General features: G+C 56.1%; 11 protein-coding genes. 4 read left to right on the forward strand and 7 right to left on the reverse strand.

What is annotated here, in order from left to right:
- Window positions 1-2: 2 nt before the first annotated feature.
- Window positions 3-968, reverse strand: coding sequence for a CE1 family esterase (locus tag AC0L6S_RS18680; protein WP_473425627.1), 966 nt, complete (start codon window positions 966-968; stop codon window positions 3-5).
- Window positions 969-1,156: 188 nt separating this feature from the next.
- Here AC0L6S_RS18680 and AC0L6S_RS18685 point away from each other — a divergent pair, with 188 nt between their 5' ends.
- Both AC0L6S_RS18685 and AC0L6S_RS18690 read left to right on the forward strand, forming a co-directional pair.
- Window positions 1,157-2,518, forward strand: coding sequence for an oxygenase MpaB family protein (locus AC0L6S_RS18685; RefSeq protein WP_473425628.1), 1,362 nt, complete (start codon window positions 1,157-1,159; stop codon window positions 2,516-2,518).
- Between the two features lie 74 nt (window positions 2,519-2,592).
- Window positions 2,593-3,594 carry an LLM class flavin-dependent oxidoreductase gene (locus tag AC0L6S_RS18690; RefSeq protein WP_473425629.1) on the forward strand — a complete coding sequence of 334 codons (1,002 nt, stop codon included), beginning with the start codon at window positions 2,593-2,595 and terminating at the stop codon, window positions 3,592-3,594.
- 12 nt (window positions 3,595-3,606) lie between these two features.
- Here the strand turns inward: AC0L6S_RS18690 and AC0L6S_RS18695 are convergent, their stop codons facing one another.
- Window positions 3,607-5,085 (reverse strand): cellulase family glycosylhydrolase, encoded by a 1,479-nt coding sequence (locus AC0L6S_RS18695; protein ID WP_473425630.1) that lies wholly within the window; start codon window positions 5,083-5,085, stop codon window positions 3,607-3,609.
- A gap of 250 nt (window positions 5,086-5,335) precedes the next feature.
- On the opposite strand from AC0L6S_RS18695, the gene AC0L6S_RS18700 reads away from it, so the two are divergent.
- On the forward strand, window positions 5,336-5,977 hold the full coding sequence (locus AC0L6S_RS18700; protein WP_473425631.1) for a hypothetical protein: 642 nt from the start codon (window positions 5,336-5,338) through the stop codon (window positions 5,975-5,977).
- An 8-nt stretch (window positions 5,978-5,985) separates the two neighbouring features.
- Here the strand turns inward: AC0L6S_RS18700 and AC0L6S_RS18705 are convergent, their stop codons facing one another.
- The 4 genes from AC0L6S_RS18705 to araC form a co-directional block, all read right to left on the reverse strand.
- Entirely contained in the window at window positions 5,986-6,924 is a 939-nt protein-coding gene (locus AC0L6S_RS18705; protein WP_473425632.1) for a cation diffusion facilitator family transporter, read from the reverse strand.
- A 60-nt stretch (window positions 6,925-6,984) separates the two neighbouring features.
- Entirely contained in the window at window positions 6,985-7,491 is a 507-nt protein-coding gene (locus tag AC0L6S_RS18710; RefSeq protein ID WP_473425633.1) for a ferritin, read from the reverse strand.
- Between the two features lie 110 nt (window positions 7,492-7,601).
- Entirely contained in the window at window positions 7,602-9,902 is a 2,301-nt protein-coding gene (locus AC0L6S_RS18715) for a TonB-dependent receptor (RefSeq protein ID WP_473425634.1), read from the reverse strand.
- 173 nt (window positions 9,903-10,075) lie between these two features.
- Complete coding sequence (gene araC, locus AC0L6S_RS18720; RefSeq protein ID WP_473425635.1) at window positions 10,076-11,167, reverse strand: arabinose operon transcriptional regulator AraC; 1,092 nt, start codon at window positions 11,165-11,167, stop codon at window positions 10,076-10,078.
- Between the two features lie 107 nt (window positions 11,168-11,274).
- On the opposite strand from araC, the gene AC0L6S_RS18725 reads away from it, so the two are divergent.
- On the forward strand, window positions 11,275-12,984 hold the full coding sequence (locus tag AC0L6S_RS18725; protein WP_473425636.1) for an N-acyl-D-amino-acid deacylase family protein: 1,710 nt from the start codon (window positions 11,275-11,277) through the stop codon (window positions 12,982-12,984).
- Between the two features lie 78 nt (window positions 12,985-13,062).
- Here AC0L6S_RS18725 and AC0L6S_RS18730 read toward each other — a convergent pair whose 3' ends face one another.
- On the reverse strand, window positions 13,063-13,569 hold the full coding sequence (locus AC0L6S_RS18730; RefSeq protein ID WP_473425637.1) for a hypothetical protein: 507 nt from the start codon (window positions 13,567-13,569) through the stop codon (window positions 13,063-13,065).
- Window positions 13,570-13,771 lie beyond the last annotated feature (202 nt).

The following is a 13,771-nucleotide window of genomic DNA, read 5'->3' on the forward strand; positions in this document are numbered from 1 at the left end:
AGTCATCGGTTCCGCGGGTGTTCCAGTAGCCAGTCGACAAATGCGTCGAGGCCCTCGGGAACCCAGATCCCCGGAATGTGCGGCCCGCCGTTCATCGTCCAGAACTCAACTTCGGTACCCTGCAGGCAATTTGACCAGGAGAGTATCGACGTCTCGGCACCATCAATATTCCCGACAAGGTCGAAGTCGGGCTTCGCGACGGGATTGTTCACATCGCAGCCGGCCAGCATTGCATAGCGTTCTGCGACCTCAGGTGCACTGAGATAACCCCCCTCGTTGCCCTCGTAGTAGACCGTGTCGTCGAGGTCTCCGTGTACGGTCAACACACTGACTTTCTCACTGGCTGGTTGGCAGCGCTGCAGGTCCTCGAATGTGGAACCGGCCAGGTTTACCAGTGAAGTCACCAGGTGTGACGCTTCACAAGCCATAGTAAACGACATGAACCCACCGCTGGAGTGACCGATAAGGCCAATGCGACTGGTATCGATGCTGTAGGTGGCGGCTGCTTCTTCGATCAGGCCGCTGAGGTAACTGACATCACTGATCTCGGCGGGGTCATCCCCGTCCTCTTCCGGTTGTGTGTCACAGCAGGCAGGGGTGAATCGCCACTGCATTTGTCCGCGCAGAGTAAGGCCGTCTGGATAAATCAGGATGAACTGGCGGCTGTCTACTCGCGGGAGAAGCCCCATATAGGCCGCCTGTATAAGGCCGTCGACGCCGCGTCCGTGGAGCACCATCACCAGTGGATAGCGGGTATTGTAGTCGTAATTGGAGGGAATCTGCACCATGGCGGGCCGCTCACCACCCAGTGTCAATGGTGGGTTGGAGGCGCAGGTTCCGGTGTCAGCGCACCCTTGAAGTTGAAAGCCGGTGTCGATAGCTGTGGGGATGCTGTCACTACCATCACTGCAGGCGGCGAGCACACATCCGGTGGTCAGTGCGAAGAGCAGGGTGCGCAGGTGAATCATTACGACAGTTCCCGGTGCATTAAAGACGAGAAGGCATTTTGCCCCCCAATGGTGCGCATAGGCAAGCGGCTACAGTCGCTCACCACCTGGGAACTGCATCTCGTTGTGTGGTTAAGCGCCTGCAGATAGGCCGCACCCAGTGCCCTTTGTTGTTGACAAATACCCCCATTTGCATACTTTGGTGCCTGATGTTTGTTGATCTTGAGGTTGTGCGTATGGCGGGCCGGGAGAAAGTGATCTACGCGGATAGTGTGTTGGAGCAGAAAACGGCAATTCCTGCTATCTACGGTGATGTTGATTTTTCTATCCTGCCGGAGCGATATGTCAGCGATGACAGTATCATCGATAGTCTGCCGGCGCGCTACAAGCGTTATGCCGAGCGCGCGCTGTCCGACCCCGCGCGGGTCAAAAAAATCCGCAACTACACCATGACGGGTGACCGCGTAGCGGATGCCTATGCCGCACTGATCCCGCAATACGGATTCCGCACGCTGATAACCATGCTGGACGATGCCTGCGACAAGGGCATTGAAGCCGTTGCCGGTGCACCACAGGAGTTAGTGGCTTTTATCCACGCGATGGAGGCGACGCCGGACTGGGTCGATATGAAGCTGGTTGACGCCGGTGCGCGGCAGGAACGTATTCCACTGGCGACAATCTCTCCGTTTGTCATTCGAGGCGCATTCATCGCTACTTTCATGAATAAGTATACGGCGCTGCCGATGACCATGACGGGTACATTGTCGGATGATAAATCCGCCAGGCGCGTCTTTGAAACGGCGAGTTTTTTCACCGCGACCGCAATGCCCGGCGCACTGGGCCGCTTTGGCAGCGGTTTCAAGGCCGCCGCCAAAGTGCGCCTGATGCACTCCATGGTGCGCTACAACATCATGCGTACCGGCAAGTGGGATGTTGCCACCTATGGCATTCCCATCCCCCAGGTGGATCAAATTCCCGCGGGCCTGATCGGCATTTTTCTGCTCTCGTTCAAATTGCTGGCCAAGGGGCGCACCAGCTTCACCGCCGCCGAGCGCGAGCGGGTGGAAATGGCGCGCTACCGCTGCTTCCTGTTGGGTTTGCCTCAGGACCTGCTGGGCGAGACACCAGAGGAGATCGTCGACCTGATGATGGCGCGCACGGTATCGCTGAAAGATGAGTTTGATGATGAGACCTGCGGTGTGCTGATACGCGGCACCATGGAGGCGGAACTGTTCAGCGAGCCCTCGCTACGCGGGCGCCTGCATCGCTGGATGGAACGCGGTTTTTCAAAATATTTCCTTATTCAGAATTTTTGTCGGGGAAGGCCCGAGCGGGCCGAGAAGCTGGGCGTGCGCTATCAGCTTGAAGACAGACTAGCCACCGGCGTGGCGATAATGGTGCTACTGGCCAGCTCAAACATTTATGAATTGGGCATGCGCATTCCCGGTGTACGTGATGTGGTAGACAAACACCTGGTGAAAAAGCTCGCCGCGCTGCTGGACAGCTACGGACACGCTGATTTTATTACCGATGCCAAACAGTACAAAATGGCGCCAGCGGAATCATCGTGACGATCTGTCATTTTTAGCGGCATTGTTGCCAAGTCAGCCTCCGCTCGCAAGAGCCCTGCGTTACTGGAACCGCTATGCAATTAACTGTTACTTACGATCTGCGCGCACCTGATTTTGGCACCCGTCGCAGCGAACTCTATGCCGCTGCGCTGGATCAGGTCGGCTGGGCCGATGACCTGGGTTTTGATGTGGTCGGGCTAGGTGAACACCACAGCGCTGACGATGGCTACAACCCTTCGTCGCTGGTCGTTGCCAGCGCGATGGCGGCGCGAACGAAGTCCATAAAATTGCGCACCTCCGTGTTGCTGGCCCCGCTGTATGACCCGGTGAAGCTGGCAGAGGATGCGGCTGTCACGCAGATACTTTCCGGCGGCCGGCTATTGCTCGGTATCGGCGCGGGCTATCGCCCCAGCGAATTCGAAACGTTCGGGCGTCAGCTGCAGGACCGCTGGCGAGTGATGGGAGAAACCTGTGAGTTTCTGCGTCTTGCCTGGCAAGGCAAAGAGTTTGAATGGCAGGGTAGGCGCTGCCTTGTAACGCCGGCACCGGAACCGTTTGCCCCGCCGATCATTCTCGGAGGCAGCTCGGCGGCCGCTGCGCGACGTGCAGCCCATATTGCCGATGGCTGGTTTCCACCGCTGGACGCGGCGCTGTGGCAGCCCTATCGGGATGAATGTATTGCGCTGGGGAAAGGCGACCCCGGTGCCTACCCTGCTCACGGTCCCATCTTCCTGTGGGTAACGCGCGATCCGGAGAAGTCCTGGCAGCAACTCATGCCGCATATTTTACATCAGTTGCAGTCTTACAGTGAGTGGACGATCGAGGCTTTCGGTCGCCCGGCAGGTCCGTACGCCGGCAAGATTAGCAGTGAGACCGTGCGTAAAAGCGCCGCCTATACCGTGTTGACGCCAGAACAGGCACTGCAAATGGTCAGCACCCTTGGCGAGCACAGTGTGTTCTATCTCAACCCACTGCTGGCGGGTATCGATCCGGCGTTATCATGGGAGATGTTGAAGCTTTATGAGCGAGAGGTTCATCCCTATATTCGCACGGTTGCGCAGGCGGGCCAGGGGTAGACAACATTCCTGTCAGTGCACTTCAACGCGGTACGTTCCAGGCTGAATATCCAGCGCCACTAGCGCCCGCTGTGATGCGCTGTCCCGCTCATAGCCGACGCTGCTGCCATTTACCAATACTGTCGGTAAACCGTCAAACCAGCGCTCGGGTAAATAGAGCAGCATACCGCCGCGTTCGCTGCCCGTGGCTTCAAATGAAAATGTGAGGTTCCCTGTTTCGGGGTCAAAAGCGTGTGAGAGCAGTTTACCGGGAACAGCTTGTGCATAGGGCTTGGAAAATAATCGCGCGGCGCTGTCGCGCAGTACCCAACTCTGGGTAGCGGTGTCGAAATCGTAGAACCCCCAGGACCCCTGGCTGTCTTCCTTCCACAACCACAGCATCTGCCCCGAGCTGAATTCGTCTGCCGTGTCCTGCATCGCCTGAATGTAAGCCTCCGACTCCGGCGAGTCCGGGTGGGTGCCCCACTCCCCGACGACCAGCGCGGCTCCCCAGGAATTGGCCTCCGCGCGCATATTGCTGAAATTTGCCGTCAGCCATGTGCGCCAATCCTCATAGGTGGTGGCATCAATGCCCAGCGGGTAGATGTGCGGGCAGTACACGATGTTGCTATCGGGGAAGGGCTCGCCCAGCAGCGGGGCACTTATGCCATAGTTGCGGATCACACCCGGTTCCATCCACAGCATATGTCGGTCGTCCAGTGCGCGCATTGCGGGTAGCAGCTTGTGGTAAAAATCGTACAGCGACTGCTGTGACGGGTCGAAATGCGACACAAAGGGCTCGTTCATTGGCTCAAACCCGATAACCTCGGGGTGCTCCGCATAACGCTCAATAAGGCGTTTCCAGACAGGGAGAAACCTGTCCTGTATTCCTTCCCGGTTTTCAAAAAATCCCTGAAAGGCCGCCAGCACCTGAGCTGACAGGCGGCGTTCGCCCAGGTCTTCCAGTGGGCCCTCAAGCAGTTCCTCAGGCGGCGGGACAATCGCCCACAGCGGAGCGCCATCTTCCCCGATCTCCTTTGACCATGCATCCTGATGAAAATCCAGCAGCACGTACAGGCCGGCTTCGCGGGACAGCGCAATAACCTCGTCCAGCTTGTCAAAGTACGCCTGCGAGAACTGGCCTTCATAGGGCTCCAGGCCACTCCAGTTGATGGGCAGACGCAAAACATTGAAGCCCTGGTAGACCATCGCCTGTGCATCTTCCCGGGTAAATGCCGGGATGGGTTCCAGTGCGATTCGGCCATCGTCAAAGGTCACATCAAACAGGCCTTCGATACGGGCATTGATGCCTCGAAGGGAGACCTCCCGGCCCAGTTCATCCACCAGGCGAAAATCCCGGGCGCTGACCCAGGGCAGCGAGCGAACGCTGATCTCATCCTGGACGTTGTCGTCATTACCATTGTTGTTGGAGGTGTCACTGCAGGCGGCAATACCCAGCGTAAGACCGGCAAGCAAAAAAGTGCGAAGAAAACTGTTTGGACTGAGTTTCATTGTAGTTATGTGTTCCAGGTTTAGACGTAGGTGCTGTGGTGCAGCGAATGTCTCGCGAGAATGTGCAGGTCATCGTAACGACTTCACGGTGAATCGACAATCTGTCGCGCGGATATTCTAACGTCGCTACCGCCGAAACAATCCGATCAGACGCCTAGCGTGCGCCACCAACAGTCCGCGTGCAGAGTTGGTGTATGCCGCGAAAACGCGTTAGATTCACACCTGTCGGCAAAAAAATAACGGACAGCTCATGCAACAAAAACTCAAGCGCGCGAAAGAACTGCTACCCGCTATCATCATCACCGTGTTGAGCATGATTCAAGCTTTGGCGCTTGAACTGTACTGGAGTAAAATGCAGGACTCTGAATTCCTCTGGCAGGGCGGTTGGGACGCGGTGGTTGGCTGGTTGCAACTCGGCGTGATGCTGCTGGGCATTATCCAGATTTGGCTGACCTATGTCAGTATCGTACTGCGTTTCAGCTGGTTTCCCTCCATGCAGGATACGGTCACGCCGTTTGCAATTGGCTTGCTTGAATTCGGCATGATCGACCAGATGGGGCTGGACTCTCTGGGGGTGTGGTTTCTGCTGCTGGCGATTATATTCGGTGTCTCGACCTGGGCAGTTCATATGATCCACCGGCAGGCGCGTAATGACCCGGAGAACCACTATTTTTTTCACAACATGCAAGCGGCGGGTTGGCGCGACTTCATAGGGTCCTATGTCGTCATCGGGATGCTGGCGATACTGGGCGCGGTGCTATGGGTCAGCGGGAATGTGGGAATTCTGGCTACTGCGGGTCTGTTTTTTGCCGCCGCTGCAATCATTCGCCAGCTATACCTCTGCCACAAGTACTGGATGCATTCGCTGATGCTTGAAGAGAGTGGCGAGTAGCGATTGCGTTATTGCGGGAGTGCTTGTTCTGCGCAGCGCTTCTTTTCAATTTGTATCGTCACGTGGTCGACATCAAAGTGTTCGACCAGCCTCTTATTCAAGGCCTGCAGTTGCTCGTCCGCATCAGCCGAGGCATGAATACGGGCATGTAGCGTGACCAGGTGACGCTCCTGCGTTAACGACCAGACATGGATGTGATGCACATCTTCCAGAGCCGGTATGTGCTGCATCAGATCTGACCTGATGTCAGCCGGTTGCAGCCCCGCTGGCGCACCTTCCATCAGGATGTGGGCGGATTGTCGGGTAATCATCCAGGCAGAGCGCATAATCAATAGCGCCACAGCGATGGACAGCAGGGGATCTACCGGGGTCCACCCCGTCCAGATAATGACCACGGCGGCGACTATTGCGGCAATAGAGCCCAGCAGGTCGCCAGCTACATGGACCGCTGCTCCCCGAACATTCAGGTTTTCTCTGGAACCACTATGGAGCAGCCAGAATGCCACGCAGTTGATCAGTAAACCGCCCGCGGCGATCCAGAGCATGACGCCACCCAACACCTCAACAGGCGCGTTCAGGCGCTGGATAGCTTCCACCATAATCCAGATGACAAGCGCTATCATCGCCATACCATTGACGAATGCCGCGAGCACTTCCCCGCGGTGATAGCCGTAGGAGCGGCTGGCGTCAGCGGGACGCCGCGATAATCGAAATGCCAGCCAGGCGAGTGCCAGAGCGGCAGTGTCCGTGGCCATGTGTCCCGCGTCGGCAATTAGGGCGAGAGAACCTGAAACCAGCCCGCCGACAATCTCCACCACCATGAAGCCGCCGGTGAGCAGCATCGCGAGAAAAATTCGCCGCTCGTTGTCGTCGCTGACCTGCGGCGCGTGACTGTGTCCAGCGTGATCGTGATCAGACAGATGGTTGTGGTGGTGGGGCTGAGTCATACACTACCAGTCCTCGGGCGATGAGATCAGTGCGGGTTCTGTGCGGGCCTGCGATGCAGGTCAGGCGGCGGTAGAGGCAGTCTGGCGTGCACCGAGTTCATTGTCGATCATCAGCAGGCCATAGCCGTCTTCTTTCACCAGTTTCAATTTGGAGATGATGCCACCGAGGGTCGCCTCTTCCTCCACCTGCTCATTCACAAACCACTGCAGGAGGTTGTAGGTAGCGTGATCCTTTTCTTTCAGGGCGTGGTCGCTGAGGTCGTTGAGCAGGGATGTCATTGATTGCTCGTGAGTCAAAGCAGCGTTGAACACGTCCAAAAGATTGCCGAAATCGCTGGGAGGACAGGCCACTTCGCCGAGCACGACGTGTACACCCTGTTCAACCAGGTAGTTGTAGATTCGTGTAGCGTGAAGGTGTTCCTCTTCATACTGCAGCTTGAACCAGCTGGCGGCGCCGTTGAATTCGAGGTGACTGCAATAGGCCGACATTGCGAGATAAATATAGGCAGAAGAAAATTCACGGTTAAGCTGAGTGAGGAGCGCCTGCTCCATGGGTTTGGAAATCATAGTTTTGTCCGGGAATTGCGTGAGCGTGCATTCTAACGGTTTCCACGAAGATGTCATTATCGGCAGTCTGTGTTGCAACTGTGCGGCGACTGAAAGTCGCTGCAGGACGGTTAGAAACTGTAGCTGACTGTTAGTCCGTACTCTCGTCCCGGGTAATACCTGCCGCTGTATGGCTGCGGCAGGCCGGGGTCGCCGTCAGTCCGCAGATCGGGGTCGACATTCAGGTCTTCATTTGTCAGGTTTTTGCCCCACAGGCGGATATCCAGCCCGTTCGTTGAGTGAAGGCCAAAATTCAAGCCGAGCAGACTCTTTGTGTCAGAGAAAGCGTCGGTTTCCCTGGTGTAGTTTGGTACAGACTGCCAGGACCAGTTGAGCCGGCTGGAGAATCCCCAGGTAGTTGACAACGGGCGGCTATAGCCGATCTGAAAATTTGAATTCCACTGGGGCAGTGTGTTCAGTGGCTCATTGTTTGCCGGGCACAGTAATTGGTCGGGAGACAACTCTTCACCTGGCTGACAAAAGCGAAATTGCCATTCGTCTATCGTAGGGTCGAAATAGGCGGCGCGAAAGCCGAGGTCCCAGTTCTCGGCAAGCAGGTATTGCACGTCAAACTCAATACCCTTGGTGTTGACGTTATCGGCGTTCGCGAGTTGGGCAGAGAACAGCGCATTCAGGTCGCCAATCGGGGTTTTCAGTGCGGTGGTATTGACCGGCTGGTATATCTGGTGGTTTTTGAATTCCTGATAGAAAATGTCGACGCTGTAACTCATACGTCCTTCCAGCGCAGAACCCTTGAGGCCAATCTCGAACGCTGTGGAGGTCTCGTCATCGAAGGCGAGCATTTCGCTACCCGCTTCGGCGATCTCCGGGAAAATTGGTGCCAGTGCAAGAAGGCCGGGTACCAGATTATTGAACCCACCCTGTTTGTAGGCGTTGTCGATCGCCAGATAGGCCGTCATATGTTCGTTGAAATAGTGTTGCAACTTAAAACTCCAGGATAGGTGGTCATAGCTGACATCGTCATCCACGATGGAATTAAAGGCCAGAAAAGCAAAATTACTTTTGGTCCAGATATCGTTCTTGTCGTAGCGCGCGCCCAGGGTCAGGTCCCACTCCGGAGACAGGTGAAAGGTAAAATTGGCGTAGGCAGCTTTCACATCTCCCGCACCCTCGGCCGGACCGACCAGGTTAACGCCAGTGAGGGTGACATCAAAATCACCGTCGAGCTCGCGCTTGGCATAGTACAGCCCGGTGATGTAATCGAAGCGCTCTCCGGCGCCGGACGCCCGCAATTCCGCTGACGTGGTTTTCCAGTCTAGCTGAATCTCGAGGCTGCTGTCTCTGCCGGGGTAGGGCTCCCGATTCTCCAGCTGATAGGTGTCCAGCTTCTGGTAGGAGGTAAGAAACTCGACATTTACGGCATCGTGAGCCCAGATCCAGTGCAGGGTGGTTTCCTGGATTTTTGAATGCGCGTCGGAGATAAAATCGCCGTAGTAGTAGCGGTCTCTAAATGTGTTTCGTGTTGCCGGTATAGCGTTGGCACCACCAGTACCTGGCACTATACCCTCGATGTTAAAGTCTACCGGTTGATCTTTCAGGTTCTGGTAGCCAATCTTCCAGTGCAGCTCCATGTCCTCGCTGATTATCCATACCAGTCTCGACCTAAGGGCTTTGTGTTCCTTGCCGCCAGTGCTGCTTTCGCCCGATACCGGGTTTTTGACGTCAACATAGCCATCCGAATCGGCGTAGGCACCGGCGAGCCTGAGGCCCAGCTTTTCTGATATGAGTGGCATGTTGACCGCGCCACGGACATCCACGGTATCTCTGCTGGTGGAATTTTGTAAACCGTAGGAGCCCTCGATATAGCCTTCAAGGACTTCGGTATTAGGCGCTTTCGTGGTGATATTGTAAGCGCCGCTGGGCGCGTTCTGCCCGTAAAGCGTACCCTGCGGGCCGCGCAGCAGTTCGATACGTTCAATGTCCACCAGGGTAGAAAACACCGCGCCGATCGAACCCTGTGCGAAATCATCGACGAAAACGGCGACACTTTGCGGCGAAGTCAGCGCAAAAGACGCTGGCCCCACGCCCCTCAGTCTAATGGCCGCCGACTGCACACCGGGAAAGAAGTTTACGCCGGGGGTGAGTTGCGCGGTCTCGGTGAAGTCAAAAATACTCAGATCCTGTATTTCTTGCCCGCTGACAACGGCGATGGAGATGGGTACATCCTGTAGTGACTCAGTGCGCTTCTGCGCGGTGACTACGACTTCTTCCAGTTGTCTTGCGATGGCAGGCGTAGTCGCACAGCAGTAAAGCAGTACGGCCAGTACTGTGTCTGAGAGTGCAAATTTGCCTGTGTTGTTTGCCAGCCTGCAACTACTTGGTCGCGCTGTTTGCGATAATGTATTCAGCAACTTTCCTGCACCTGTTATTTTTGTTGGCGCTATCGCGTTTGCGGCTGTCATTACAGCACGGCGGACGCAGTTTGGTGTAGTCGTTACCTTAGCGCATTATTCCTGAGACTGAACAGCCCCCTAAATGTGTCAGGGGATTGCGGCAGGACGCGTCTACTAGCACTCTCGCATCACTATCGTCGGCTGCGATACTGTCGTGGCGTGCAGCCTATCAGGCGTCTAAATGTTCTACTGAAGTAGGGTGCATCGACATAACCGACATGGTCGGCAATCGTTGAAATCGGCGTGCTGGTAGCGCGCAGCAGCTGCGCGGCGGTCATCATCCGTTTTTCATCGCGCCATTCCAGCACTGTCAGCCCTGTCTGATCTTTGAACTTATGCGCTAGCCGCGATGCTGAGATATTTGCCGCAGCGGCCACTTCCTCGATCGAGAAGACGCGATCATAGTTGTCCTCGATAAACGCCTGTGCCTTGGCAATGCGGGGGTCCAGTCCGACCTGGGATTCGGACGGCAACAAATTGCGAGCCCTGAGTATCAGTTGCTCCAGCAGGTTGTGCTCGAGTTCGAGCTTCATCGGTGATGCACTGAGAAAGCTCTGATACAAAATCGCGAGGTTCTGTTCGATATCTGCCTTGCCTGTATCAGTGCACGCCAGGTGCCCGATATGTGGGCCTACCCGGGGCCATGCCATCCACTCCCGCCATGCGGCTTCAGCCTGAAAGGAGATCCAGTAGTGCCCCCAGTTACCTGAGTGGGATGCGCGGTAATAGCTGAACACGGCCCCCGGCTCAAATGCTGCCATATGTCCGACCTGAAGCGGCAGTTTACGCACGCCAGTATCGAGTACGCCTTCCCCCTCCAGTGTGTAGAGAATGAGCCAGCCCGGAATGCCCTCGGTCTGGTCGGAGGTGATGTCAAAGGGGCTGCCCTGCATGCGCCGTGCGTAGCCCATGGTAATCGGCTGAGTCCACAGCAGCAGCGGCCCCAGGTTCTCGACAAAGCGATCGATAAACGCCTGCGCTGCGGTGTCGCTGTCAAAACCGGGTGGATCCAGATAGGGTAAATAATCCTCCACCAGGGATTTCGAGCCCGGCTGGCGGTGCAGGTTTGCCTGTACCTGTTTGACCAGTTCAATGAAGCCGTCGGTCTCAAGGTCGGACCGGCTGCCGGAGAAGTAGTGTGCCAGCTGGCGCAGGCTTCGCTGGCTGAGCTGGCGTCCGCTAGCGATCAATAGCAGGCATTGGGCGACCTCGGTGATTTTCATAAGAATTGACAATATTGTTCAAATTAAAAGCAGTATATTGCTAATAATCTGACAGTAACAACTGAATAATTCAATCTACTAACGTTAATGCAGATGGGGAGTGTGTGATGCTGATAAAAGGTGGAACGCTGATCGATGGCACCGGCGCCGACAGTTACGTGGCCGATGTGCGGGTGCAGGAAGGAATGATCGCGGCTATCGGGAACCTCGAGCCTGAAGCGGGAGAGGAGGTCGTGGACGCCAGTGGCTGCTATGTAACTCCCGGGCTGATAGAGAGCCACACACATTTTGACGGGGTAATGTGGTGGCAGCCCGACCTGGACCCACTGCCCGGCTGCGGTGTGACAACCGTTGTGATGGGCAATTGTGGTTTCGCCCTTGCGCCGACGCATGAGGACGCCGACGTTCGCGCCGAGGTGGTAAAAATCTTTTCCTTCTTTGAAGACATACCCGAGCCACCCTTCTTCAGCAACCTGCCTTGGGATTGGCGCAAGTGGTCTGAGTACAAAAACTCGATGGTAGAAAACTGCAGCGTGGCGGCGAATTACTGCACATTTGTCGGGCATATCGCGCTGCGCCTGGCTGTTATGGGGTTGGAGGCCTGGGAGCGCGCAGCCACCGCAGAGGAAATAGAGCAGATTGCAGAGTTGCTGGACGACGCGCTGGCCGCCGGTGCATTGGGGCTATCCACGAACTTCCTTGATCACGATGGCGAGGACCGCCCCATCCCCTCAATGTTGGCTGACGATGCCGAAATGATGGCACTGTTCAAAGTGATGGAGCGCTACCCCGGTGCAACGGTGCAGGTGGTGATAGACACGCTGATGCGCTTTACCGGTGGCGACACCATGGAGCGTATTGCGCGCTTAACGGACGGCTTGAATGTGCGGGTGCAGTGGGCCGGTGTGCCCACGCTGAAATGGCAAAAAGACTACGGTTTGCAGCAACCTTTTGTTGAGTTGCACGAGCGCTTTGCCAAAGAAGGCCGCGACTTCTGGACGGGATTTGCACATGTGCCGATTACCGTCACCGCTAGCATCCGCCAGTCCCTGTTGTTCGCGCAGTCGAATGAATACGTCTGGCATGAAGTGGTAACGGCAGAGACTGACGAGGAAAAACTGGCGCTGTTAGCCGACCCCCAGTGGCGCGAACGCGCCAGGCATTCCTGGGATAACGAGTCTCTTGAAACGTCTTTCTTTCGCAACCCGGCACCGATGATGCTGGACAACTCCGACAATGGGGCTGGGCCTGAGGGCATTACACTCGGAGAGTATTCCAACGAACTGGGAGTACATCCCTCTGATGCGTTGGCAGAATGGTTTATCCACAACGGTCTGTCGTCCACCGTCACCATGCCGCCCTGGGACAAGGATGATGATATGGTTGTTCGGTTGATCCGTGACCCTCTTACCGTGGGCAACATTAACGACAGCGGCGCACACGGGCAGTTGTTTTGCGGCAGCGGCGATAACCTGCTTCTGTATACCGACTATGTCCGCGAGGGCAAGCTGTCAATGGAAGAGGCCGTGCACTGCCAGACTGGAAAATTGGCGGGGCATTTCGGTTTTCATGACCGCGGTGTGCTGGCGGTGGGCAAGCGAGCGGATATCACCGTGTTCTCTCTGGACGAAATTGAACGGCGCGAGAAGTACAAGGTCAGTGATGTCCCCGACGGTAATGGCGGTTACACCTGGCGCTGGACGCGCGATGCGGCGCCGATGCGTCTGACGCTGGTGAATGGCGTGTCGACTTTTGCCAATGGTGCCGCTACCGGCGCGATGCCGGGTGAGTTTATTGCGCCGCAGCGTGTGGATTAGCCCGGAGCGCTGAATGCAGCAATCCCTTCAGCTATCCGGAATGCAGTGGAGTCGGAGCTGCATGTCGCACATACCCGATTAATTTGTGGCTGGGGCGGTATTTCGAATCTCGTAGATGGCATCCTCGCCGTCTACCGGCTGCAGATTGATAATGTACTTGGCGCCCAACTGATCAAGCGGCATGTCGTCTAAATCATATTCCACCTGCAGTTTCATAAATACTTGCTTGCCCTGATCCATGGGGATGCTGCGCTCGATATCGCGTTCCGCCCATCCTTTGGATGCGGTAGTCAAACCGGTGACAGTGACTGTATGTGGGCCGGGTGTCAGTTCTGAGACCAGGTACTCATTGTATTTGAGGACGCCGATACTTTTTCCGTCGACCAACACATCGGGATAATCGAACCTCAACGGCTTCATCAGACCAGGGTTGGAAGCCGCAGGGCGGTAAATGTAAAACATCGTGTTGTTCGGGTCTTGTGCCACTGTTGGGGTAAAGTGACCCACCGTTGGTGTGCATGCGCTCAACAGCAAAACGAGAATGCCATTGAGAAAGAGTGCAGGTAGGTTTATCAAGGTTTTCATGCAAGAGCTCCAATTCTTTACGGTGGAATATTCTGGTGGGCAATACACTGGATCGAGCGTCTGTCATGTGATCCGGGGTTTCGTATTGACGGGAAAGTATAGGCCAATTGATGCTGCAAACAAGCCGCTTCCAATCAACTTTTAGTCTCGGTCCCTTTTGCAGGCTGGCTTGTTCTGCCGAATCAGTGCCGCGGAAAGTTGA

The sequence above is a fragment of the Halioglobus sp. D3-4 genome, from assembly GCF_055809315.1.

Bases quoted from the DNA above. Each gene is read 5' to 3' on its own strand.
- AC0L6S_RS18725 (WP_473425636.1), top strand. From the start codon at position 11,275: ATGCTGATAAAAGGTGGAACGCTGATCGATGGCACCGGCGCCGACAGT.
- AC0L6S_RS18685 (WP_473425628.1), top strand. From the start codon at position 1,157: ATGTTTGTTGATCTTGAGGTTGTGCGTATGGCGGGCCGGGAGAAAGTG.
- AC0L6S_RS18705 (WP_473425632.1), bottom strand. From the start codon at position 6,924: ATGACTCAGCCCCACCACCACAACCATCTGTCTGATCACGATCACGCT.
- AC0L6S_RS18690 (WP_473425629.1), top strand. From the start codon at position 2,593: ATGCAATTAACTGTTACTTACGATCTGCGCGCACCTGATTTTGGCACC.
- AC0L6S_RS18710 (WP_473425633.1), bottom strand. From the start codon at position 7,491: ATGATTTCCAAACCCATGGAGCAGGCGCTCCTCACTCAGCTTAACCGT.
- AC0L6S_RS18700 (WP_473425631.1), top strand. From the start codon at position 5,336: ATGCAACAAAAACTCAAGCGCGCGAAAGAACTGCTACCCGCTATCATC.
- araC (WP_473425635.1), bottom strand. From the start codon at position 11,167: ATGAAAATCACCGAGGTCGCCCAATGCCTGCTATTGATCGCTAGCGGA.
- AC0L6S_RS18680 (WP_473425627.1), bottom strand. From the start codon at position 968: ATGATTCACCTGCGCACCCTGCTCTTCGCACTGACCACCGGATGTGTG.
- AC0L6S_RS18730 (WP_473425637.1), bottom strand. From the start codon at position 13,569: ATGAAAACCTTGATAAACCTACCTGCACTCTTTCTCAATGGCATTCTC.
- AC0L6S_RS18695 (WP_473425630.1), bottom strand. From the start codon at position 5,085: ATGAAACTCAGTCCAAACAGTTTTCTTCGCACTTTTTTGCTTGCCGGT.